Annotated in this window: 22 protein-coding genes and 1 tRNA gene; 20 read left to right on the top strand and 3 right to left on the bottom strand. The window is 57.5% G+C overall.

Translation table 11 applies throughout. From position 1 onward, the window contains the following. Positions 1-26 precede the first annotated feature (26 nt). Positions 27-425 (bottom strand): hypothetical protein, encoded by a 399-nt coding sequence (locus tag IT585_02545; GenBank protein ID MCC6962107.1) that lies wholly within the window; start codon positions 423-425, stop codon positions 27-29. A gap of 9 nt (positions 426-434) precedes the next feature. Beyond that, positions 435-2426, bottom strand: coding sequence for a PAS domain S-box protein (locus IT585_02540; GenBank protein MCC6962106.1), 1992 nt, complete (start codon positions 2424-2426; stop codon positions 435-437). Positions 2427-2503: 77 nt separating this feature from the next. On the opposite strand from IT585_02540, the gene IT585_02535 reads away from it, so the two are divergent. The 16 genes from IT585_02535 to IT585_02460 all read left to right on the top strand — a co-directional run bounded on the left by IT585_02535 (position 2504) and on the right by IT585_02460 (position 16327). Further along, positions 2504-3289, top strand: coding sequence for a hypothetical protein (locus tag IT585_02535; GenBank protein ID MCC6962105.1), 786 nt, complete (start codon positions 2504-2506; stop codon positions 3287-3289). Between the two features lie 164 nt (positions 3290-3453). Then, the gene (locus tag IT585_02530; protein ID MCC6962104.1) at positions 3454-3843 is read left to right on the top strand and encodes a response regulator; all 390 of its coding nucleotides are present in this window, start codon (positions 3454-3456) and stop codon (positions 3841-3843) included. A gap of 100 nt (positions 3844-3943) precedes the next feature. After that, complete coding sequence (locus IT585_02525) at positions 3944-4510, top strand: phasin family protein (protein MCC6962103.1); 567 nt, start codon at positions 3944-3946, stop codon at positions 4508-4510. A 186-nt stretch (positions 4511-4696) separates the two neighbouring features. After that, positions 4697-5449, top strand: a complete 753-nt coding sequence (locus tag IT585_02520; protein ID MCC6962102.1) for a YebC/PmpR family DNA-binding transcriptional regulator — start codon at positions 4697-4699, stop codon at positions 5447-5449. Next, positions 5446-5922: a crossover junction endodeoxyribonuclease RuvC gene (gene ruvC / locus IT585_02515; GenBank protein MCC6962101.1), complete on the top strand. Its 477-nt coding sequence runs from the start codon at positions 5446-5448 to the stop codon at positions 5920-5922. Before IT585_02520 ends, ruvC begins: the two co-directional genes overlap by 4 nt. Continuing rightward, positions 5919-6512, top strand: a complete 594-nt coding sequence (ruvA, locus tag IT585_02510; protein MCC6962100.1) for a Holliday junction branch migration protein RuvA — start codon at positions 5919-5921, stop codon at positions 6510-6512. The genes ruvC and ruvA overlap by 4 nt, the downstream gene beginning before the upstream one ends. 74 nt (positions 6513-6586) lie before the next feature. Beyond that, complete coding sequence (gene ruvB, locus IT585_02505; GenBank protein MCC6962099.1) at positions 6587-7606, top strand: Holliday junction branch migration DNA helicase RuvB; 1020 nt, start codon at positions 6587-6589, stop codon at positions 7604-7606. A 49-nt stretch (positions 7607-7655) separates the two neighbouring features. Further along, entirely contained in the window at positions 7656-8675 is a 1020-nt protein-coding gene (gene queA, locus IT585_02500) for a tRNA preQ1(34) S-adenosylmethionine ribosyltransferase-isomerase QueA (protein ID MCC6962098.1), read from the top strand. Beyond that, positions 8672-9361, top strand: coding sequence for a 2-C-methyl-D-erythritol 4-phosphate cytidylyltransferase (gene ispD / locus IT585_02495; GenBank protein ID MCC6962097.1), 690 nt, complete (start codon positions 8672-8674; stop codon positions 9359-9361). Before queA ends, ispD begins: the two co-directional genes overlap by 4 nt. Positions 9362-9370: 9 nt before the next feature. Next, positions 9371-9850, top strand: coding sequence for a 2-C-methyl-D-erythritol 2,4-cyclodiphosphate synthase (locus IT585_02490; protein MCC6962096.1), 480 nt, complete (start codon positions 9371-9373; stop codon positions 9848-9850). Continuing rightward, a complete protein-coding gene (locus IT585_02485) occupies positions 9851-10483 on the top strand; it encodes a DedA family protein (GenBank protein MCC6962095.1) in 633 nt (210 codons plus the stop codon). After that, positions 10480-11481 (top strand): D-alanine--D-alanine ligase, encoded by a 1002-nt coding sequence (locus IT585_02480; GenBank protein ID MCC6962094.1) that lies wholly within the window; start codon positions 10480-10482, stop codon positions 11479-11481. Before IT585_02485 ends, IT585_02480 begins: the two co-directional genes overlap by 4 nt. Positions 11482-11639: 158 nt before the next feature. Further along, on the top strand, positions 11640-12713 hold the full coding sequence (locus IT585_02475) for a M42 family metallopeptidase (protein ID MCC6962093.1): 1074 nt from the start codon (positions 11640-11642) through the stop codon (positions 12711-12713). A 58-nt stretch (positions 12714-12771) separates the two neighbouring features. Further along, positions 12772-14175: a cysteine--tRNA ligase gene (locus tag IT585_02470; GenBank protein MCC6962092.1), complete on the top strand. Its 1404-nt coding sequence runs from the start codon at positions 12772-12774 to the stop codon at positions 14173-14175. Positions 14176-14371: 196 nt separating this feature from the next. Further along, complete coding sequence (aceK, locus tag IT585_02465; protein ID MCC6962091.1) at positions 14372-16141, top strand: bifunctional isocitrate dehydrogenase kinase/phosphatase; 1770 nt, start codon at positions 14372-14374, stop codon at positions 16139-16141. A gap of 113 nt (positions 16142-16254) precedes the next feature. Continuing rightward, positions 16255-16327 (top strand) — tRNA-Thr (locus IT585_02460). Positions 16328-16405: 78 nt separating this feature from the next. Here IT585_02460 and IT585_02455 read toward each other — a convergent pair. Continuing rightward, a complete protein-coding gene (locus IT585_02455) occupies positions 16406-18466 on the bottom strand; it encodes a serine hydrolase (protein MCC6962090.1) in 2061 nt (686 codons plus the stop codon). 473 nt (positions 18467-18939) lie between these two features. Between IT585_02455 and IT585_02450 the strand changes: the two genes are divergently transcribed. The 4 genes from IT585_02450 to IT585_02435 form a co-directional block, all read left to right on the top strand. Next, the gene (locus IT585_02450; protein MCC6962089.1) at positions 18940-20085 is read left to right on the top strand and encodes a glycosyltransferase family 2 protein; all 1146 of its coding nucleotides are present in this window, start codon (positions 18940-18942) and stop codon (positions 20083-20085) included. Between the two features lie 187 nt (positions 20086-20272). After that, positions 20273-20986: a hypothetical protein gene (locus IT585_02445; GenBank protein ID MCC6962088.1), complete on the top strand. Its 714-nt coding sequence runs from the start codon at positions 20273-20275 to the stop codon at positions 20984-20986. 158 nt (positions 20987-21144) lie between these two features. Then, positions 21145-23232, top strand: a complete 2088-nt coding sequence (locus IT585_02440; GenBank protein MCC6962087.1) for a thrombospondin type 3 repeat-containing protein — start codon at positions 21145-21147, stop codon at positions 23230-23232. Between the two features lie 131 nt (positions 23233-23363). Continuing rightward, positions 23364-24916 (top strand): M1 family metallopeptidase (locus tag IT585_02435; protein ID MCC6962086.1); only part of this gene is annotated, 1553 nt, incomplete at its 3' end.

Here is a 24916-nt window from a genome sequence, read left to right as displayed (position 1 = left end):
GCGGCAGCGGGGGAATTGCGGACGGATTATTTGACTTCGAACTTGGTAATCTTCCAGCCACCGTCGTTGACGAGATAGAGGAACGAAAAATTCGAATCGGCCGGATCGGATGAGCGCGTAAATGAAACGGTCGCCCGCTTCTCATCGATGCTGAATTTGCGGTTGTACATTACGAACGCCGAGTCCCCGTGCGCCAGTAGGGCAACCAGGCGATTGGGGCCGGAACCTTCCGTAACCGGCCTGGCGAAGTACTTGTCCAATGTGGCCAGATCGCCGGCGTTGATGGCAGTCGTAATCGCTCCGAGGGCATCCTTGATCTGATTGCGTTCAAGATTGGGATCCTTCTCTTTCACACACGCCGCAAAGGCGACAAACAAACCCACCAGAACGAACACCCCCTTCAACTGCCACAACTTCATCAGCATCCGTGCCTCCTACACCACGATTCGAAACGTGGTCGGTTCACCCTCAAGCAACTCGATCGTACCGCCATGATCGGCGACAATCCTTCGGCAAATCGCCAACCCCAGGCCGGTTCCATCGGCCCGCGTTGTAAAATACGGCTGGAAAATGCGTGCGCGCACTTCCGGCACAATCGGTTCCCCCGAATTCGAGATCTCGATTTGAGCGCGGTTGGCGTCGGCCCTCTTCCCTCTAATTGTTATATCGCCCGCTCCCCTAAAGGACTGTAGGGCATTCTGAATCAGGTTGTGAAAAACCTTCTTCATCTCGGCCTGATCGATACTCGCCTTCAGTCCGGGAGCAATCTCGGTTCGAATTTCGATACCGCGCTTCTCGGCTTCCAGCCGCGCTAATACCACTATTTCGTTGACGAAGTCCTGCAAATCAACCAAAACTTTTCCAAGTCGTTGTCCGCGAGCGAGGGAGAGGAAATCCTTAATGATCGAATTCAGCCTGTCGATTTCCTCACCGATCGTTTTGAGAAATCCGCTGTACTCCGCTTGGTTCTCCGTCGGTTTAAACTCCAACCGCAGTCTTTGTGTGGCAATCGCGATGGCGTTCAACGGGTTGCGAATTTCGTGCGCGACCCCGGCCGCCAGCGTTCCTAACTCTGACAGTCGCTCCGCCGCCCGCGCATTTTCCTCGAGTTTCTTTAATTCGGTCAGGTCGTACGCCAACGCCACAGCGCCAGAGTATCGGCCTTCGGCACTCACGATCGGCGTTGACGAGACCAGCAGTTGTCTTTGGTCTCCCTGCGATTGTTGATACTGAAGCTCACCCCGGAACCGTTGTGTGACATCGGTCGAAATCCGCGTCAAGACGAGGGCATCATCGGGGAAAGCGTCGCTGTAAGCTTGGCCCGTCAGCGCCTTTGCCGTCTTGCCAAATAGCTTCTTCGCCTGGGGATTGAAGACGGTGATTCGCCCCTGCTCGTTGACTGCGACGACTGCAGCCTCCAGCGACTGCACGATCTCATCCGTCAGCGAACGTAGTTGCTCGAGACTGCCGGTGGTTACCTGGAGCCTTTTTAGCGAGGTTGCGGCGTAAGCCCCCACGACTCCCAGTGCGAACAAGACTGCGGAGAGGATCGCCAGTTGCTTCAGCGAGTCGGCGTACAGCTCGTGATAGGCATCGAGCGCCATTCCGATGCGCAAGAGGCCCGACGGCATCACATCCGACTTAAACGAGCGCACGACCTCCAGCACCTCCCGGTCCTCGAATTCATACAGCCGGTGGACGATCTCCTCGTGTTCCATCGCTCCGGCCAGGAAGGGATCGGCTTGGATCGCCATCATCCGGCCGATATCGCGCGAGGCCAGCACGATGCCGGAGTCATTCTGGAGCACCACGTAATCAATGGCCTTTTGCCCGCCCATCTTCCGCACAACAAACCCGATACCGAGCGATTCCTGGTAATCGTAGAGCTTGCGCGCTGGAGCGGTGATCAGCAAAGCCCCGGCCTTCACGCGCACGGCGACATAAATCTCGTCGTCGCGCGGAAGGGCGGAAGGCAGCGGTGCCGCAATTGCAAAATATCTGTCGCCGGAGAGGACCGAATCGACCACCACCGCCTGGACGCTGCTGTCGGCAATGGCCGTGCCTGCGGCCTCCGGCCACGATGAAGCGACAATCTCGCGCTCGTTATTCACCACAATAATCTGCCTACACTGATAGCGGCGCTCCCAGACGCCGAGAGAATCGGCCGGGCGCGGATTGCCGTCGAGGATCTGTCCCATCAACTCGGCGATCTCCGCCAGTCGCGAGGAGGAAATCTCTTCCACGATGGTTGACGCGGAGAGGTTGTTCCCGGCCGACGTTACCAGCGCCTGCATCATCGACTCCCCCTCTTGGGCAATCAGCTTCAGCATATTCTCGCGGCTGGACTCGATGCCCGAATAGGCCAGCACCAGGATGATTACGCCGACGATCGCCGTCAGCGCCAGCACCAGTCGCCGTTGAATCATGCCGCGCCCTCTGCCGGCTTTCCATTTGTGTTCATCGCGCCCATGTTATACCTTTTCAAGACGTCGCGAAAGTGCTAATGAAGATCGGATTTCTGCAATTCAAAGTCAGCTTCGGTGAGCCGGAGCGCAATTATCGCCGTGTGGAGAGTCTCCTCGGCGCCGAGCGCTTCGACCTTCTGGTCCTGCCGGAACTGTGTTTCTCCGGCTACTTCATGCCGTCCCGCGCCGAAGCCTTCAGGCTGGCCGAGCCGTTCGAGACCGGCCCAAGCTTCGACTTCGTCCGCAGAATCGCTCGCGACAACGGCGGCGCGGTCGTGTTTGGATTCCCGGAGCGCGCCGGCGACAAGGTCTATAATTCCGCCGCACTGGTTCGTCCCGATGGAACGTGTGCGTTGTATCGAAAGACGCATCTCTTCTACTTTGAGAAGGAATGGTTCGATCCGGGCGACACGGGCCTCAACGTTGTCTCTTACCGGGACATCCGCATCGGAATCATGATCTGCTTCGACTGGGTGTTTCCGGAGGCGATGCGCACCTTAATGCTGCGCGGCGCCGATATCGTCTGCCATCCTTCGAACTTGGTCTTGCCTTATTGTCAGGATGCCATGGTTACTCGCTGCCTTGAAAACCGCGTCTTTGCCGTTACCTGCAACCGCGTCGGTGCGGATCAGCAGGGAGAAGATGAATTCCTATTCACCGGCCGCAGCCAGATTACCGCCACCAAGGGGGAGATCCTCGAGCGCGCCGAAGCCGAAAACGAGATTGCGGTATTCGCCGAGGTCGATCCCCTCCGCGCCCGCGACAAGTCCGTAACCACCCTGAACGATATTCTGTCCGACCGCCGCCCCGACCTGTACTTTTAACAAGACCAACTTCCTGCTCATTTCTGAAGTGGCCAGTTGCGCTGCCACTCAACCGGCTGTTGCCATAGCGATTGACGGTTAGTCTGCTGGGCACTTTTCCGCTAAAGACCCGACTCCCCATGTCCGATAACTTCAAGGAACAATGACAAATCGGAAGTGCCAGCATGGCTGTTAAGAAAGCAAAAATCCTTGTAGTCGACGACGAGCCGGAGATTACCGACATCCTTGAGGCGTTTCTCACGAATGCCGGCCATACGGTAGTCGCCGAAAATTCCGCCGTGATGGGGTTGGAGCGTGCCAAGACCTTCAAGCCGGACATGATCTTTCTGGACATCATGATGCCCCAAATGGACGGCTATGAGATCTGCAACGAACTCAAGAAGGATCCGCTGACCGAGAACATCCCGGTCATCTTCCTGACCGGCAAGGATACCTCCGATGACCAGGGGCGCGGTTTCAAGGCTGGCGGCGATATGTTTATCAAGAAACCGTTTGTCTGCGAACGACTTTTGGAAATCGTCAACGTTGTGCTCCTAAGTTTCGCAAAGGTATAGCTCCTATACCTGAAACTTAAGGGTTGCTGGAAGGATGGTTGTTTGGTGGCAGCCATCCTTTTTTTCTTGACATCTTTTGTGCGGTGCACAAATTGACTCTATGCGAACGATTCGCCGCTATCCCAACCGCCTGCTTTACGATACAACTGTCAGTCGGTTTGTCACTGGCGAGGACTTGCGAGCATACATTCGCGCAGGAGATTCGTTTGCCGTCGTTGACAGCCGCTCCGGCGAAGACCAAACCGCCGCCGTGCTCGCCCAGCTATTCGTTGACGAAATCACGCAAAAACCCAATCAGCAATCCGTCATTGAAACTTTGCGGGGCTTTATCGCCCTCGGAGGAGGATTAGACATGGACATTCTCAAGAAGACTGTGCTGGCTTCAATCGGCGTCTTTGAAATCACCAAGAGCAAGGCCGAAGAAATCGTCGACACGTTGATCAAGCAGGGGGAAGTCGCCAAGTCGAAGCGTTCGGAAGCGATCCTGGAATTGCTCGACAAGGCGGAATCCTCGACCAAGGACTTCAAGGAACGCGTCTCGAAAGACATCGAGACCGCCATCGAAAATATGAAGGTGGCGCGGAAGAAGGATTTGGAGGACCTCAGCAAGAAGGTCGATGATCTGGCCGATTCGGTGCGCCGTCTGGCGGAGAAGATTGGGTCTTAAGGCCGAAGTGCTGTCAGATGGGGGGCCGTACCACGTCGCCTGTCACAACTGACAAAAGAGTGGGGACCACGGCAATGCCTCGGCGCATGTCACCGGATTGCATCCCGCTCCATTGATTTCCGTTGCTTCATTACAGCCGATTTGCTATTTATCCACCGGTTTGGATTAATGCTTTTGGAGGAGTGAATGTCCGGTCATTCTAAATGGTCGACGATTAAACGTAAGAAAGGCAAAGCTGACGCCGAACGCGGGCGTCTGTTCACAAAGCTGATCAAGGAAATCACGGTGGCGGCGCGATTTGGCGGTGGTGATCCCGAGTCGAACCCGCGTTTGCGTACAGCCGTCTTGAATGCCAAGTCCAACAGCATGCCGGCGGATAATATCAAGCGCGCAATCCAGAAAGGTACCGGTGAGCTCGAAGGTACCAGCTACGATGAGATTACCTACGAAGGCTACGGCCCCGGCGGTGTCGCCGTTATGGTCGAGGTCGTTACTGACAACAAGAATCGCACGGTCGCCGAAATCCGGCATCTGTTCAGCAAGTATGGCGGGAATCTCGGCGAATCGGGCTCGGTCGGCTGGATCTTCGCCAAGAAGGGGTTGATCGAAGTCGAAACCGCCAAGGCCAACGAAGACACTCTGCTCGAGCTGGCGCTGGAACACGGTGCGTCCGACATGACGACCGAGGGCGACCTGTTCGAGATCACCACGCCGCCAGAGCTGTTCGAAGCTGTCCGCGCGGCGCTGGAGTCCAAGGGGATTCCGATGGCGAGCGCCGAAATCACGCTGATTCCATCGACCTCTGTCCGGATCGAGGGCAAACACGCCGAGTCGATGATCAAACTCTACGAAGCCCTTGAAGATCACGACGACATCCAGAAGGCTTACGCCAACTTCGATATCGACGACGCCGTTCTGGAGCAACTCAGCGCTCAATGAGAATTCTCGGACTCGATCCCGGCCTGGCCGTGACTGGGTTCGGGCTTGTCGAGATAGATCAACGCGGAACACGGCTGCTCGACGCGGGGACGTTCTCGACCTCCACCGGCAGAATGGCCGAGCGATTGCGCGAGATCTTCCGTCGTACGTCTGAACTGTTGGAACGCGAAAGTCCGGACGAAGTGGCGCTGGAAGAAGGGTTCTACGGCAAGAACGTTAAGGTCGCGCTCAGTCTCGGTCAGGCGCGCGGCGCGATACTGCTTGCTTGCAGTCTGAAGAACATTCCGATTTTTGAATATGCGCCGCGCGAAGTCAAGCAGTCAGTGGTTGGACGCGGCGCGGCCTCCAAAGAACAAGTGAACTACATGGTAAAGGCTCTGCTCAACATTAAGGAACTTCCGGCCGCTTTGGACGTCTCCGACGCCCTCGCTGTAGCGTATTGCCACTTCCAGAGACGAGAGCAGCGGCTGTGATTTCTTCGTTGACCGGCAGACTCAGCTCCAAACACCCGGATCACCTGGAAGTCATCGTCGGTGGGGTCGGGTTCAAACTGCTGGTGCCGATCTCGACCGCGCAGGCGATGCCGCCGAACGGCTCGGAAGTCACATTGTACACTTCCATGCAGGTTCGTGAAAATGCGATTGACTTAATCGGATTTGCGACCCAATCTGAACGAGAGGTTTTCGAGATGCTGATCCAAGTCTCGGGGATCGGCGTCAAGTTGGCACTCACGATTCTTTCTGGAATCAAGGTGGATGACCTGCTGCGATCGATCATCGAAGAGGACAAGTCGCTGCTGTCCACGATCTCCGGAATTGGACCGAAAACTTCGGGAAGATTAGTGCTTGAGTTGAAGGATAAAGTTACCAAGATTATCTCGACCAGCGGCATCGGTGTGACCCAGAAACTGGGTCACGTCGAGGAAGCCGTGCTGGCGTTGGAAGCACTCGGCTACAGCCGGTATGAGGCGCGCAAAGCGGTCGAGGCTGCCGTGGCCGCCATCGGCTCGAATCAAGGTTCGGACGCATTGATTCGCGCGGCCTTGCAGGCCGGCGTCCGTTAGCATGTTCGCAGGGGCAGTATACCACTTGTGAAGAAAGGTCGGGGCCGACTTCGGTCGGCCCATTCTATCGTGGCATGAAAGAGCGGATCACCAATCCCGAGATCATTCAGGGCGAGCGCGATTTCGACGCGACATTGCGACCTGTCCGTTTTGACGAGTTCATCGGGCAGGGCAAGGTCGTGGAGAATCTCAAAGTGTTCATTCAAGCCGCCAAGCAACGGGGCGAGGCGCTCGATCACGTCCTCTTCTACGGACCTCCGGGTCTGGGCAAGACGACGCTGGCGTATGTGATCGCCAACGAACTCGGCGTCGGGATCAAGTCCACTTCGGGTCCGATCCTCGAGAAAGCCGCCGACCTGGCCGGCATTCTTACCAATCTGGCCGAGCGCGATGTCATCTTCATTGACGAAATCCACCGCATCAACCGCGTCGTCGAGGAGTACCTCTATCCGGCCATGGAGGATTTCACGCTCGACATCATGATCGATCGCGGTCCCGCCGCACGATCGGTGAAACTGCCGCTCAAACCGTTCACGCTGATCGGCGCCACGACCCGCGCCGGCTTGCTCACTTCGCCGATGCGCGCGCGCTTTGGCGTCGTCGGTCGCCTGGACTACTACAGCGCCGACGACATCGCCCGCGTCATCCGTCGCTCGGCGCGCATTCTCAAGGTTGAAATTGACGACCCCGGCTGCAGCCAGATCGCCTCGCGCTCGCGCGGCACACCGCGCATCGCCAACCGGCTGCTGCGCCGTATTCGCGATTTCGCCGAGGTCACTGGCGACGGCCGTATCACCGAGGCATTGGCCCACGACAGCCTCGAACGCCTCGACGTCGATGAACTCGGCCTCGACGATATGGACAAACGTATTCTCAATGTGTTGATCGAAAAATTCCGCGGCGGCCCGGTCGGGCTGAGCACGCTGGCCGTAGCCGTCGGCGAGGAAGCGGAAACACTGGAAGAAATCTACGAACCGTTCTTGATACAGGAGGGACTGCTGGAACGCACGCCGCGGGGACGGACCGCGACGACCGCCGCGTTCAATCACCTCAAATCCGAAGTCAAACCGTCACGTCAGGGTAAATTGCTTTAGCATCGGTTGATGCCGAAGCCACTTGGTAACACGCTGTCAAAGATGGGTTATGGAGAAAATTACATACGAGCTTCCTGAGGAACTGATCGCGCAACATCCGTTGGAGAAGCGCGAACGCTGTCGCCTCTTGCACCTCGATCGCGCCAGCGGCGCGATCGCCGACTATGTCTTCGCCGACATCGTCAGCCTTCTGCGCGCCGGCGATCTACTGGTGCTCAACGACACCAAAGTTGCGCGTGCCCGCCTCTTCGGGGTCGGCGGCCAGGCCGGTCGCAAAGTCGAGATCTTCTTGATGGACAAACTCAAAGAAGACGAATGGGTCTGTCTGGTTCGTCCCGGCAAGAAGGCGCATCAGCACGACAAATTCTACTTCTCGGCCCGCGAATACGCGGAAATCGTCGCCGTCCTGCCGGACGGATCACGCCATGTTCGCTTCTACGGCGGCGCCGCCACCGAGTTAATGGAGAAGTACGGCCATATGCCGCTGCCACCCTACATCAAGCGGGAAGACACTTCGGTCGATCGCAAGATGTACCAGACGGTCTATGCCCGCGAGGGCTTTTCGATCGCTGCGCCAACCGCCGGCCTGCACTTTTCCGAGGAGTTGATGACCGACTTGGAAAGACTGGGCGTCGAAATCGCTTACGTCCGTCTGGACGTCGGCCGCGGTACGTTTAAGCCGATCGAAGCCAAACACTACGAAAAGCATGTCATGGATCCGGAGGAATTCTGGATCAGCACCGAGTCTGCGGCGCGAATTAACCAGGCAATGGTAGAAAGACGCCGCATTGTGGCGGTCGGCTCGACCGTCGTCCGCACGCTCGAAGGCAGCTTCGCCAAATTCAACACGATCGCGGCGACGCACGACGAAACCGACGTCTTCGTCTATCCCGGTTTCGAATTCAAGGTCGTCAATGCCATGATCACGAATTTCCATTTGCCGGAGTCGTCGCTTTTGGCTATGGTGGCGGCATTCGCTTCGCCGGAGCAGATACTCGCCGCCTACGGCCATGCCGTCGACAACAAGTATCGGTTCTACTCTTATGGCGATGCGATGTTGATTACATGAAGAACTACGCCATTATCACCGCTGCCGGAGCGGGCTCGCGCCTGCCCGGCGCCGTTGCCAAGCAATATCGTCCCGTCGGTTCCAAACCAATTCTGGCTTGGACCATCGAGCGCTTTGAGCAGGCGTCCTGCATCGACGCGATCCATCTGGTCGTCGCGGGGAATGACCTCAACTACGCCTACGAGTCGATCGTGGCCCGTCACGGCTTCAAGAAAGTCGAGCGGATCGTCGCCGGCGGCAAGACGCGCTTCGACTCAATCCTTTGCGGCCTGCGCTCCGTTCCGGAGAATGCCAATCTGGTCTTCATTCACGATGGTGTTCGGCCGCTTGTCAGTGTACAGGAGATCGAGGCGGTCGGGCGGGAGGCCGAAGCCCACGACGCCGCCATCCTCGCCACTCACCAGACGGAAACGCTCAAACGGGTCGAGGACGGCTTCGTGATTGCCACCCTCGACCGCGACAAGATCTGGGTTGCCCAGACGCCGCAGGTCTTCAAGTACGAGGCCATCATCTCGGCCTATATCCAGGCACTGGAATCAAACCGTACTTTTACCGACGATGCTTCAGTCTGTGAAGCCTTCGGCATCGGTGTCCGGGTGGTGGAGGGCTCCTCCGTTAACATCAAGATCACCACGCCCGAAGACCTCGAATTGGCGCGCCGGCTCCTGGTCGGGACCGCAACCTGAGAGGACTGTATGCCGGCTTTTCGCGTTGGCTCTGGATTTGACGTGCATCCCTTCGTCGCTGGACGACGGCTGGTACTGGGCGGTGAGTTGATCGAGTATCCGCTGGGTCTACAGGGACATTCGGACGCCGACGTCGTCCTGCATGCCCTTTGCGACGCGCTCCTGGGCGCGGTCGCCAAAGGCGATATCGGCCGGCACTTTCCCCCGAGCGACCAGCAATTCAAAGATGTATCATCAACTTTGCTCTTGAACCGCGTCGTGGAGATACTGCGCAGCGACGGCTGGGCGTTGGTCAACGCCGATATCACAATCATTTGCGAGCAGCCAAAGATTGCTCCCTATGTCGATAAGATGCGCGCCAATATTGCCCGCGTTTGTCGCATCGATGATGATGCCGTCTCGATCAAGGCCACGACGACCGAAAGACTGGGTTTTACCGGCCGCGAAGAAGGAATCGCGGCGATGGCGGTCGCGCTCGTTCAACGCTAAATGGAAGTCTTCTTCTCCAAAGCCGACGAAATCCTCAATCTCGTCACGGCTCACAGTCCTCTCTGGATCTACCTCTTCGTCTTCGTCTCCATGCTGATCGAGAACTTCTTTCCGCCGTATCCGGGGGATACTATCGTTTTCATCTGCGGCGTCTATGCCGCCGGCGGTCACGTCTCGTGGGGGTCGATTTACGGGCTGTCGGTGATCGGCACCCTGGCGTCAGTGATGGCGCTTTACTATTTCGGCCGCACACACGGCCGCTCGGCCTTCTCCAGCCACAGCATGCGCTGGCTCGGGGTGCGGCGATTGGAGCACGTCGAGCATTGGTTTGAACGCTGGCACGACAAGGTGCTGTTGGCTTCGCGCTACTTGACCGGCGTCCGCGCGCTGATCGCCGTAATGGCCGGCGTTGGCCGCGTTGGCGCCTGGCGGATGCTTATTTACAGCACCATCTCAACTTTGACCTGGAACTTCATCGTGCTTTATCTGGCGCTACGCCTGCGGCTCGACTGGCACAAGATCGACGGCTGGCTGGCAACCTATAATTCCCTTATTATCGCTGCGCTTTTGATTGTGCTTGCCTTTGTGGCCTATAAAATTGTCCAGCGCAAACGACGCCGGGAGAACGCGTGAAGATTTTGGTATTGGCCGGGGGCGAGTCACAAGAGCGTGAGGTCTCGCTCAACTCCGGCAAGGCTGTAGCCGCTGCCCTGCAATCGGCCGGACACGAAATCAAGATTGTCGACACCTTGAACGGCCGCGACTTGCTCGGTGGCGGCGCCGTGGCTCAAGGCGATTTGCAGACCGGGTCAGCATCCGCACTTGCGCGCAGTAGCCGGTTCGACCTGGCGCTGCCGCAATCGCTGGACGACTGCGATGTCGTCTTCATCGCGCTCCACGGCGGACTCGGCGAGAACGGCACCCTGCAGGCGCTTTTTGATCTCGCCAAAATCCCCTACACCGGCTCCGGCGTGCTGGCCTCGGCACTGGCAATGGACAAACAACGCGCGAAACTGATCATGGATTCGGTCGGCGTCCCCACCCCCCAAACCATCTTCTTCGGTAAGGAGGCTGATCTCTTCCGGTTCTGTGGCGGCGACGAGATCACTGCAGCCGACTACCCAATCGTCGTCAAACCAAATTCCGAAGGTTCAACAGTCGGCATTACCATCGCCGGAAACTACGAGGAACTGATTCACGGCATTCGACTGGCCCTCGATTACGATGATTTCATTCTTCTTGAAGAATATATCCCCGGCCGCGAATTGACCGTTGCCGTGCTCGGCGACGAGGCACTACCCGTGGTCGAGATCGTGCCGAAGGAGGGCTTCTACGACTACGCCCACAAGTATACGTCTGGTGCCTCGGAGTACATCTGTCCGGCGCCGCTGGATCCGCAGGTTGAGGCCGACGTCAAGGAGTACGCTCTGACCGCCTTCCAGGTGCTCGGCTGTCACGGCTACGCGCGCGCCGATTTTCGCCTGAATCCGAAGAATCAACTCTTCTGTCTTGAAATGAACACGCTCCCCGGCATGACCTCGACCTCGCTGGTACCGAAGGCGGCAAAAGCGGCCGGAATCTCTTTCGAGCAGTTGCTGACGCGGATTGTCGAACTCGCCCTCAAGAAGTAGATCGAAATAGTCCGAATGGCAGAACCGGTACGCACGCGACCGCCGCGACGAAACGTTTCCGCCTTGATAATCGTAACTCCAAGTATTATCGTGACCGCACTCCCTCATGGTGGGGAGGGAAAAGTGGACTGCTTGACTCAACCGTTGGAGGTATTGTCGTGGACAAGACTGATCTGCTGCTTGAAGAACTAACGAACGCCTATGGGCCGCCGGGGCACGAATCGGCCGTCGCCGAGATCTTTAAGAAACATGTCGCCAGACTGGCCAAAGTCTCGTTTGACAAGATGGGCTCGATCATCGCCGAACGCAAAGGCACGGCCGCCGATCCGAAGATCATCGTGGCCGGCCACCTCGACGAAATCGGCTTCATGGTCACCGAAATTACCCCCAACGGCTTCCTGAAATTCCTGCCTCTCGGCGGGTGGTGGGGACACGTCGCCCTGGCCCAGCGCGTGCTCGTGGTGGGGAAGAAAGGTCCGGTGCTGGGCGTAATCGGCTCGACACCACCGCACATCCTTGAACCGGAAGCGCGCAAGAAGGTGCTCGACGTCACCGACATGTACATCGACTGCGGTGTGCGCGGAAAGATGGACGTGACCAAGAAACTTGGCATCGGCGTCGGCGACGTTATCGTTCCGGACTCCAAGTTCACGCTGATGGCCGATAACCAGATGATCATGGCCAAGGCGATTGACAACCGCTTCGGCTGCGCCGCGGCGATTGAGACGCTTTGGCGGCTGGAGAAGCAGAAACATCCCAACACCGTCTACGCCGTCGGCACGGTGCAAGAAGAAGTCGGCTGCCGCGGCGCCGGGACCGCCGCCTGGATGATCGATCCTGATTTGGCCATCATTCTCGACACCGGCATCGCCCGCGATACGCCCGGTATTTCCGGCGAACCCAAGGAACGTGTGGGCAACGGCCCCTCGATTCTCGTCTTCGACGGCGGCATGATTCCCAATGTGAAACTGCGTCACTTCGTCCAGGCCACTGCCGACCGGCTCAAAATCAAGTACCACCTGTCGAGCATTCGCGGCGGCACGACCGATGGCAGCCGTATTCATATGTCGCGCGTCGGTGTCCCGACCGTCGTGATCGGTCCGGCCGTCCGCTACATCCATGGCCATAACGCCATCATGTACCGCGGCGATTACGAGGCCTCGGTCAAGCTCGTCGTCGAATTGATCAAGAAGCTTGACGCCAAGACCGTCAAGTCGTTTACGCAGGTTTAGACAACTTCACCGCGCGGTCTCCTCGTCACCGGGGGGACCGTCTGCGCCCGGGGAGATTATGGCACTCAAGTTCTACAATACCTTGACTCGCAAATTGGAAGAGTTCAATTCCATCCACCCCGGCGAGGTGCGCTTGTACACCTGCGGCCCCACGGTCTACAATCACGCGCACATCGGCAACTTCCGCGCTTACATGTTCGAGGACTTGCTCCGCCGTTACCTCAAGTATCGCGGCTACAAGGTTACGCAGGTGATGAACCTGACCGACATTGATGACAAGACGATCAAAGGCTCGATTGCCAAGGGGGTCAGTCTCGACGAATACACGGCCGTCTATATCCAGGGTTTCTTTGAGGACATCGATGCGCTTCGCATCGAGCGTGCCGAGCACTATCCGCCGGCGACGACCCACGTTCCCGAAATGGTGGCACTGGTCAAGAAGCTGCTTGACCGCGGCGTCGCCTACCGGGCCGGCAACGACATCTACTTCTCGATCGCCAAGTTCCCGCACTACGGCAAGCTCTCGCACATGGATCTCTCCCAATTACAGGCCGGTGCTTCCCAGCGTGTCGCTGCCGACGAGTACGAGAAAGAGCAGGTCTCTGATTTCGCGCTCTGGAAGGGCTGGGATCCGGCCGACGGCAACGTCTTCTGGGAGACCGAAATCGGCAAGGGCCGTCCCGGCTGGCATCTCGAGTGCTCGGCCATGTCGATGAAGTATCTCGGTGAGCAGTTCGACATTCACACCGGCGGTGTCGACAACATGTTCCCGCACCACGAAAATGAAATCGCGCAGTCGGAGGCCGCAACCGGAAAACCGTTCGTCAACTACTGGCTCCATTGCGCCCATCTCGTGGTCGACGGCAAAAAGATGTCGAAATCGCTCGGCAATTTCTATACGGTACGCGAGTTGCTCGACCAAGGCCATCCGGCGGTCGCGATCCGCTTTCTATTGATGTCCACGCACTATCGCGCCTCCCTCAACTTCACCTTTGACGGCCTCGACGGCGCCAAGGCGGCGATTCAACGCTTGCGCGACTTCATCGACAACTTGCCCAACGGTATCAAGAATGTCCCTTCCGGCAAAGTTGACGAGTACGTTGACCGCGTCAAACAGGGCTTCACCGACGGACTCGACGACGATCTCAATATTTCGCCTGCACTGGCCGCCATTTTCGACTTTGTGCGCGACATCAACCGCCTCATTGTTGAGGGCGGTATCTCCAGTGACGATGCGGCCAAGGTGATCGCCACCATGGAAGGTTTCGACTCCGTCCTCGGCGTGCTGCACAAGGAAACGGTCTCGCTCGATCAGGAAGTCGAGGCGCTCATCGCTGAACGCATCGCGGCTCGCAAAGCCCGCGATTTCAAGCGGTCGGATGCCATCCGCGACCAGCTGCTCGCCATGGGGATCGTCCTCGAGGACACCCCCCAGGGCACCGTCTGGAAGAAGAAGTTGTAGGCGCCGTAGCTCGGGTCATCAGCGTCCTGAAGTTGAGTCTCCAGGATTCGTTCGCAAGCGCGTAACCCGGCATGCCACCCGGATTGACATTATCGTCACTGGCGCCACCAGATTTTTCCCTTGCTAATTATCGCTTACGAAACCTCCTTTGTAGCGGCGACCCCAGCAAGCCATCTTGCAGACTCAGGAGCTGCGCGTGCAAATTCCCAATGCCTCCACCCCTGCCGACCTGGCCGGCGCTGCCGCCCAGATCGTACTTGACTCCTTCATCGATTACCAACGGCGCTTCGTTGTCATCACCCGTCGTGCTCGCAAACGCTTCGAAGAGCGCGACTGGCCCGGAATTCGAGCGGATTCTGTCGAGCGCATGGATCTCTACGAGGTCTGCCTCACGGAAACCGAGTCCCGCCTCGATGAGCTTTTGCACGACCGTCTCCACGAGCGTCCTCTCTGGCTCGAGATGAAGAGTGCGTTTCCGGCGCTCCTGAGCGGCCGCCACGACGGCGATTTGGCCAAGACCTTCTTTAACTCTGTCACGCGCAAGGTCTTCTCTACCGTCGGTGTTGACCGCGAAATCGAGTACTTCCGCCTCTCAGCCCCGCATCGGACAGCCGTTGCGATGACGGAGATCTGCACGCGCCATCCCGGGAGCCGCCCCACCGCCGAAGCGGTTCGCGAGCTGCTGATTGGCCAGAATTTCAGCATCGCTTGGGAAGACCTCGACCGCGATGCCGCCCTCGTCGCTCAGGAAATCGACTTGTTTCTTTGGCCGATCATCAGCTACGGTGATTTCGAGGCTATTGAAATGATCAAGGCTCCCTTCTTCCGCAACAAGGTCGCCTATCTTGTCGGCCGCATCTGTATCGGCAAGCGCAGTTGTTTGCCCCTCGTGTTGCCGGTTTATCACGGCGATCGCGGCATTTACGTTGATACCGCGCTCCTTGCTGAACGCGACGTCAGCGTGGTCTTCAGCTTCGCCTTCTCCTACTTCCTCGTCGAAATCAATCGCCACGATGCACTGATCCAATTCATCCGCAGCATCCTGCCCGAGAAACCGGTCGCGGAACTCTATGTCTCCATCGGTTACAACCGCCACGGCAAGACCGAGTTCTATCGTGACCTGCATCGCTTTGTTCACCGCTCGCACGAGCAGTTCGTCGTCGCACCGGGACGCGAAGGCTCGGTCATGATTGTGTTCACGCTGCCCGACTACGATTTTGTCTTCAAAGTCGTCAAGGACTACCCCTGTTATCTGCGCTCGCGCGACGAAACCTCGAAAACGACTGATCGCCAAGATGTCATGGAGCGCTATAGTCTGGTTCGTCACCGCGATCGCGTCGGCCGGATGGTGGACACGCAGGAATTTGAAAATCTGCGTTTTCGCAAGTGGCGTTTCTCCGAGCAACTCCTGACCGAATTCGCCGCGGCTGCCCACGATGCCGTCACTCTGGAGCCGCATCACGTCGTCATTCATCACCTCTACCTCCAACGCAAAGTCACGCCGTTGCTGATGTACTTGATGCAGGAAAAAGACCCCGAGCAGGTGCGGCGCGTCGTACTGGATTTCGGCTATTTCCTCAAGGACTTGGCCGCCACCGGCATTTTCCCCAGCGACTTGTTCAACATCTGGAACTACGGCGTTACCCGGCGCGGCCGCGTCGTGCTTTTCGATTACGACGATGTCTGGCCCCTGGAAAAACCGAACTTCCGCGACAAGCCGCTGCCGCGCGACGAATTCGAGGAGATGGAATCGGAGCAGGAGTGGATCGTCGCCATGCCGGATGACTACTTCATGGACGAAATCGAACGCTATTCCGGTATGCCCGATCGCCTCCGCGCCGCATTTCGCCAGGTGCATGGCGATCTGTTCACCGCCGACTTCTGGCGTGACATGCAGCGCCGCGTCCGCGCCGGGGAAGTGGTCGACATCACCCCCTACGACCGCAGCCGCCGCTTTGTTCGTTAGCGCGCCGATTCCGCCCGCCGCCGGCCCTGTCGCTTTGCTGTTGACTTTCGCCGGGGCGCGGCACATTTTACCGCGCGCCTGGGCACAGTTTTCAAACTCCGGGTAAACTCCAAGCCGGTGTAGCTCAGTTGGTAGAGCAGCTGATTTGTAATCAGCTGGTCGGGGGTTCGAGTCCCTTCACCGGCTTTTCATTGGGTTACCAACCGCTATCGTTAGTCTGATATTGTCGTGACTCTGGTTCGCTTCTGTTACGATCTCAGCCTGCTAACACGCGGCGCACGGCGCCGGACCACCGGAAAAAATGTACGCGATTAAGTAGACAACGTCCGAAATCGTCGCGATCCCGCTGCAATCAACGTCACCCGCGAGCGGTGGATTCGGTGCCGGACCACCGCTGAAGATGTACGCGATCAAGAAGACTGCATCTGATATCGATACACCGCCGCTCCCATCAGCATCACCACAGATGTACAGCGGCGGCAGAACGACAATGCTCAGACTGGCTGTGTCGGCCTTGGCCGGTGCGCCGGCATCCACTGTACCGATCGAAAAGAAATATTCGGCCGGATAGGTCGGTTTGCCGTGAATCCGTCCTGTCGTCCCCAGATCCAGTTCGAGACCAAAGGGCAGGTCACCGCCGAATAGGCTCCAGGTATACGGGGGAGTCCCGCCAACCGCCTTTAAATAGTACTCGAAATTGACAGCGGCATAGATGGTGTCGACAAGATCCTGGGCGTGGATGTGCACGAAGCCGTCGCAGGCATCGCCCGTTCCGTCATGGTTTTCGTCAGTTTGGTCGCGGTTGGAGATCATGGGACAATTATCGCAGGCATCACCAATCGAGTCAACATCAGCGTCTTGCTGACCGAGATTACTGACAAGCGGGCAGTTGTCGGACCCATTGAGAAGTCCATCGCCGTCGGCGTCGGGATCGCAAGCATCCCCCAGGAGGTCGCCATCGGTATCAAGCTGATTTGCGTTGGCTACAAGCGGGCAGTTGTCGCACGCATCTCCCAAGCCGTCCCCGTCTTGCTCCAATTGCGAGGTATTAGCAGTGGTTTTGCAGTTGTCAAAACGGTCAGGAATCGAATCCGCGTCGTCGTCGAATGCGAGGTCCAGAAGTTCGTCAAATACATCATAAAAACGATTCTCAAAATCCTGGTCGCCGGTATAGCGCGTGTTAATCATGAGTACTGCTCCGGAACGTCCTGCCGGCGAGAAGTACTCCTGTGTTCGAACCCCCGGATACGATCCGCCATGCCCCCAGAGTATCTGCGTTCCGTGCGTCTGCGTGAACCACGACTGCCGATGCCAGGCGACACCGGCGCTACCGGACGTGGTCACCAGCATCATGGCAATGGTTGCGCTGTCAAGCACTCGTGATCCATCGAGGATGCCCGACTCGGTATACGCCGACACAAAGCGTGCCAACTCGGTCGCGGTTGTGACAAACGAAACGGCAGGATACCACGGCATATTGTAGTTGAAGTCGGGCACAAATCCGCTTCCGTTCCAGACGTAAGGTGTAACAAGATTCGACTGGTTGATCTCTGCCAATAACCATCCCGAACGGGTCATTCCCAAAGGCGTGAAGATCGAATCGCGGCAGTAAATATTGAATGGAATGCCACTGATGACCTCGACAAGATATCCCCCGACGGCATTGCCAACGTTAGTGTAGTAGTACTGGCTTCCCGGAACAGTATTGCGGTAGTTGGCACTGGCATCATAGTAGGCACCACCGGGCACGAGATAATCGTTCAGAAAGCTGCCCAGGGAGATGGGCGAGTCGCCGCCGGTCGTCGTTGTCGCCACCAATACATTCCAATTGTCCTGAATCGAAGAGGAATGATTCATTAACATCCGAAACGTGATCGGCGTGCCAGGGAAGTTCGGGTTGGTGACGGCAAAGGGAAGATATGAGTTGATGGGATCATCAAGCTCGAATAACCCGCGCTCCCATAGTTGCATGAGCGCCGTTGCCGTCACCGTCTTCGATATTGATGCCTGGCGGAAGAGGGAAGTGTCGTATACCGGTCGAGAACCCGGGATATTTGCCATTCCGTATCCCTTGCTCCAGAGAGTCTTGCCATGCGAAACAACAGCAGCCGACAGCCCCGGCGTCGGCAAGGTCGACAGCGCGGAGTTCAGGTAAGTGTCCAGGTCAGCCCAATTATTGATTACTACCGCCGGTCTCTTCTCGGACGCTCGCGTTTCTGGGGCGACTGAAGGTTGCGGATCGCCGGGGCCGTTTTGAGAGAATGTCACAGATGTAGCAAGCAATTGGTGAACGAGCAGGGCGATAAGCAATCGGAGAACAGGCATCGGATACTCCTCTGGAATGGATTTCAGTTTACATCGCCGCAACGCGGCAAAGCAGCTATGTCGTTCCACATATCCATGATGGTTGGCGCTTTCAAACAACGCGCTTGATCATGGTCTTGCCCTCAATCCATCGAAGTTCCGTCCACCGGTAGCAGACTTAGCGAACTTCAACCTTGGAGCTATATAGATGTCGAGAATATGGATTGCCTGTCTGTATAGTTTACCGTTTTGACCGTTTTTGTCAACTACTTTCCTCACGTATGCCATGAAGGGGCATAAGTTGACCGTGTGGTACAGGTTCAAGCCGACAGCAACCGATTGAGGGACATGCGACTGCGCTCAACTTCGAAGATGGAAAAACCATTAGGAAAATTGACAGTAGTGGTGTATTTTATATTGATTTATGATTGCTGATTGACGATCACGGAACTAGAGCCATGATCGCGAACCGTCAGTGAAAAGGAGATCGTGCGATGAATCCAACTGCCATCTCAGTCATCATCCCTACCTACAACCGCGCCCATCTCATCTGCCGTGCGATCGACTCGGTCGTGCCACAACTTGAAGCAGATGATGAGCTGATTGTTGTCGATGATGGTTCGGCTGATAACACTGCGGACGTGGTGGCCCGATATGGCGATCGCATCAAGTACGTTCGCCAGCGTAACGGCGGCTGCGGCGCTGCCCGTAATCGCGGCGTGCAGGAAGCCAGTCGTCCGCTGCTCACTTTTCTCGATTCTGACGACGAATGGATGCCGGATCATAACCTGATACTGCGGGCGATCATGGCGGCCCGTCCCGATGTGCTCTTCTGCTTCACGAACTTTCGCACCCGCTTCAGCGATGGGACCATTCGCCACTTCTCATTGGAGTCGCAGCACAACCGCGATCTCGATTGGGAAGAAATCGTGGGGCCGGCGCGCAAGCTTTCTTCCTTCATGAAGCTCCCGCCCGGCGTCAGCGATTACACCTGTCACGAGACCGAGAACCTCTATCGTTCGCTTTGCGGCACCAGCTATATGTCGGCTGATACGATGATAGTCCGCAAGCAGGAAGCCGGCGCGGCCCTTTGGTTTGCCGACGATACCAAAGTCGCGGAAGAACTCGAGTGCGGCGCGCGACTCGCGGCCGCCGGCAAGGGGCTTTACGTTCACTACGAAAGCACGCTGGTCCACCATCATCAGGGCGATCAGCTGGTCGATCACAGCTGGTTCGACATGGCCGACTCGCGCATCACTGTCATGCAGCGGATTTGGGGGAAAGACCACACCTTTCTTCAAAACCACGGCCACTACTACCGTCAGCAGTTGCGCGCCGATCGCATGGTTCGCGTGGGCGGCTACCTGGTGCAGGGCAAGACCCGCGAAGCGCGTCAGGAAATCGCACTGACTCACGATGTGCCGCATTCCTATCGCTTGCTGGCACAACTTCCCGGCAATGTTGCGAGGGGACTGCTCTCGTTCCGCCGTGCACTTAAGTCTGTCTTGAAGAGTGTCGCGATTGTGGTCAGCTTGCTGCCGATTGATGGAGTCGCGCCGGAAACTGACTTGGCTGCGGTCTCAGAACTTGTGACGCAGTCTGCCCAGTTTTGCTCGACGGTTCTGAGCCTGGCAGTCTAAGCGCTCCCGCAGGGTCGTCGCCTTCGCGGTCTCATTCATCTCTCCGCGCTTTCGCTGCCAGCTCGCATCCTGCCGTAATCAGGATTTCAGGGTCGATTAGTCCTTGATCATTCGTTGCTGGAGAGCTATAATGCGCATCGCGATCATCCGGGCAAACTGCGCCGGACGATCAGAGGAGGATTGTCCAATGAAAAGACAACATCGAGAGGGCTCTCTGTGGCTGGTTGCGCTCGCACTCCTGACCGCGGTCGGGATACCGGCGTCGATCGCAATTGCGCAGACACCCGCCAAAGCGATACTCACTGATCCGCGGCTGGTCGTCATTCCGTCGCGCAACCTTGACTACGTCAGCAGCGACCTGGCCTATGCCCAGGAGTCTAAGCAAATGGCGCAAGAGCGCCGGACGCAGGCCGAAGTGCGGCTGCGTGAAATCGATGGCGCCATCGAATCGCGCCAGGCTGCCGAGAAAGACATTAAGCGTCGCATGGACGATGCCAAGAAAGCCAAGCGCGAGACCGAGGCGGTTGCCTTGAAAATCGAGGCACAGGTCAGCAAGCAGGCCGTCGACCTGCTCAAGAAGCTCAAGGATCTGCGCAAAGCTGAATTGGAGGCCGCCGAAATCGAAATCGAAGCCGCTGACCTCTCGGCACGGCTGTATCAGACCGAGAGTGAATTGCTGCGCAAGCGTGCGGAATACGATTCCTTTGCCTCGGCCGGCGTCGAACCCCTGACGTTGACGGCCGCCGGGCAGGTGATTCGCGAACTCGAAGTCAATTACCTCAAGGTCGATGAGCAGCGGGCCGGTTTGGCACAGAAGCTGGCCGCGAAGGAAAGAGATATCGCATCCCGGCGGCTCAAGCTTCATGAAGCTCAGCTCAAACTCGGGTCACCTCGCGCCTGACCTCGGAATTAAATCGGACCGAATGCTTGGACCGGCAGCCATCGCTCACGGCCGGTTCGCTTTTCCGGAAGGCCGCCTCACTCAGGTGGATTGTTGTTGACTTTTGACCGTAGTCGGCCTAAAATAGTTCAGATTCATTCACGACCAAACCTTGTCCAATGTCGGTGATCCTGCGTGTGCCGCGAACTCCTGTCGATTCGCGCGCCGATGCCGCGTTGGCCTTGAGTCTGCGCCCGGTAAACCACAAGGAGTCAAGGATGATTACTGCGATGTCCGGTCCTCGCATCGCGACAGTGCTGCTTCTGTCGGTGGCCGTCTTCATCGGTTCAACCGCGCTTGTCGCCGCCAAAAACTACCGTTCAGCCGACGTACGTTCAGTGCACGTTTCCGCACAGCCGCAGCTTTTGCCGGCGGTATCCGAACAGACGGTTTCCTTCAGCGATTTCCAACACCAGTGGTCTTCCCTCAATCTTTTGGCTGCTCAACGGTGGCGTCACCCGTCAGTCGCCGCCAATGGCCTTGGCGTCATGGCGCGAATGTACGAATACTATGATGGCGTTTTTGATTCCAGCTATACCTATCTCAATGGCTCGGTGAATTTCGGTACCTCCTGGACCGGCTGTTGCTTCCTCGACCTGTACGGGGGGAGCTATCCGTCGGTCGACTACTATGGCACCGCCACCCAGATGTACGGCACCTTCGTTCCGCCGTCCTCGTTTCAAGGCGGTGCGGCCTTTATGCTGGTCAACATCCCCGATCCCGGCAATTCCGCCTCCTGGTCAGTGACCTACTTCAGCCTTTTTGGCCTCGGCTGGAACACGATGCGGGCCACGGATCTTGCTGCCGACAACGGCCAGCAGTCATGGAATTGGGGTTTTCAGTCGGCGATTCTCAACCACGCGTCCGATCCCGCCGTCAACAATATCCCGACCCTTTTTGGCCGCCAGAACAACATGCCATTTGGAAGTTACTATGGCCAATTTCCCAATTGCCAGACGACCGCGGCCGCGATCGATCATCAAACGGGCAAGACTTACGCGGTCTACGACTATATCGACTCGACCGATTTGCAGTACAAATTGTTCCTGCGCCAGGATCAACTGAACAACTGGACTCTGCCTACCGATGCGGCGGTCAAAGAACTCGCCGATAACGACGAGCATCTCCGTTACCCCGATATCTCGGCCGACAGCGGGTATATCGTTGTGGCTGCCGCGGTCTACCATGATTCGGCCGCTGCGGATTTTGACATTGTCGCCTTTCGCACTGCCGATGGCGATGTCGACAACCTCAGCAGCATCTCCGTCATCGCCGATTCTCCGGATCCCGAGAACTACCCGGTCCTGACGGATATCGTCGGCGACACGGTCGGATGCGTCTTCGAAAAGCTGAACCGTCTGTATGCCTCATGGTCGTTTGACAAAGGCGCCACGTGGACGCCGCCGATACAGGTGAGCGCCGCCGGAGACTCGATCGTCTCCGAGTATCGCACCACGCATTTCAACGTCGGTCTGCGCGGCCATGTCTATGCCCAGCGCTATGTCGTCGGCAACCCCGCTGTCTCCATCGAGCTGGCCGAATACGATCTCGGCCTTCCCGATTCCGACATCGACGGCGTGATCGACCTGGTCGATAATTGCCCGACCAATCCTAACCCGGGGCAGGAAGACGCCGACAATGACGGTATGGGGGATGTCTGCGACTTCTGCCCGAATGATTCCCTCAACGATGCCGATGCCGACGGCGCCTGCGGCGACGTAGACAATTGCCTCGGGGTCTGGAACCCATCGCAGGCGGATCTCGATGCCGATCTCGTCGGCGACGATTGTGACAATTGCCCCGGCAACGCCAATCCCGGCCAGGCCGATGCGGATGGCGACGCTATTGGCGATCTCTGCGACACCTGCACCGACACCGATGGCGACGGCTACGGCAATCCCGGATTTGCAGGCAATACCTGTCCGACTGACAATTGCCCGTACGCCGCCAACCCCCTCCAGACGGACTCCGATCTTGATGGCATTGGCGATGTCTGTGATGTCTGTGGCGATGCTGACGGCAACGGTCTCCACAACATTTCCGACGCGGTGTTCCTAGTCAATTACATCTTCATAGGTGGTCTGCCGCCCGTGCCGACACTGATCGCTGATTGCGATTGCAGCGGTATCGTCAACATCTCCGATGTGGTTTATCTGATCAATTACATCTTCAGCGCCGGTCCTGCGCCTTGTGCCACCTGCCCGTGAAATGACATGCTGCGCCGGTCGGAATCGTGTCGATCCCGACCGGCGCAGACTTTCCAGTGGTTGTCATTGACAACGAGCGATTTCACACTACATTAGTTCAGGCGTCTTACTTTCGATTGGCCGGTTTGTTCATGAAGACATCTCGATTTACACTGCTTTTCATCGTTGCTCTCTTTTGCTCATCCTCGACTGCCGCACGGGCCTACGATTGGAACAACCTCAGCGAAAAAGACATTGAGGAGATTAAGGCTCAGCGCCTGCAGTTCTTCGCTGAACACACCCGTGGGCGCGGCGAAGCGATCGCTGAGAACCAGGGTGGCGGTCTGCGTCTTGACGGCAACCAGGCCGACTTCGACGTCAAGCACTATGCCATCAATCTCGATCTTGACTTCACCACCGAAACCATCAGCGCCTCGGTCGCCTGCCAGGTTCGTTCGTTAGTCGCCGCTCTGACAGCGATCGACCTCAATTTGCGCAACGAACTCACGGTCGATTCGGTGCAGGTCGCGGGTGCCAACGTCGCATTTACGCACACAAACCACCTGCTCTCGATCGCGCTCCCCGCTCCCGTTGGTCTCGACCAGTTGGTTACAGCCGAAGTCTTTTATCATGGCACGCCTTACTACGACGGCGCTGCCGGCATGGATTTCACCTTCGAATTCGGCACGCAGCTCTGTTGGACCAAGGCCACGCCGTTTCGCGCGCGATACTGGTGGCCGTGCAAGGATTTTCCCGAAGATAAGGCCGATTCGCTTGACCTCTATATCGAGTGTCCCGAAATCTATGACGTCGCCACCAACGGCGTTCGCGTCTCGACCACTTCTCTTGGCGGGGGACGAAAAATCGAGCACTGGCAGCATCGCTATCCGATCGTCACTTATCTGGTCGCCCTCTGCGTCGCCGACTACGTCATGAATGTCTCCAGTTGGAGCCACGCTGGTGACACAATTCCGTTTCTATGTTACTCGCTGCCGGGCAACGCTGCGGCCATGTCCGCCTTCCAAACCTATGGCCCGCAATCGCTCACAATTCTCAGCGACCGGTTTGGAACCTATCCGTTCATCACCGAGAAGATGGGACACGCCGACTTCGGTTGGACCGGCGCCATGGAACACCAGACCTTCTGCATGTACTCGACCGACTTTCATACCGACTGGGTGATTGCGCATGAGTCGAGCCATCAATGGTGGGGCGACATGATTACCTGTCGCACCTTCAATCATATCTGGATCAACGAAGGATTCGCCTCCTATTGCGAAGCTCTGTTCATGGAGGCCACCGCCGGTACGAACGCCTACCACAACTACATGCAGACGATGAAATACCTCGGCCCTGGCTCGATCTATGTCGAAAACCTCACCTATGCCGAAATCTACGATGGTAATCTTTCTTACAACAAAGCCGGCTGGGTGCTCCACATGCTGCGCGGCGTCCTCGGTGATTCGCTCTTTTTCGCTGGTGTGCGTGCCTTCGCCAATTCTCAGTTCCGGCACGGCACCGCCAATACGCAGGATTTTATCGATGTCGTCTCGCCGGCAGTCGGTCAGGACATCTCGTGGTTCATCAATGAGTGGATCTACGGGGAAGGGAACCCGTATTACGACCTCGGTTACGAGTGCCGCCCCGATGGCCTTGGTGATTACCAGTTGACGTTTTTCATTGAACAGGTGCAGACCTATCCGAC

The organism is Candidatus Zixiibacteriota bacterium, from assembly GCA_020853795.1.
In the GTDB taxonomy this organism is placed as follows: Bacteria; Zixibacteria; MSB-5A5; order CAIYYT01; family CAIYYT01; genus JADJGC01.
The sequence above is the reverse complement of the archived record's forward strand: the minus strand, read 5'-3'. Positions and strand labels throughout refer to the sequence as shown.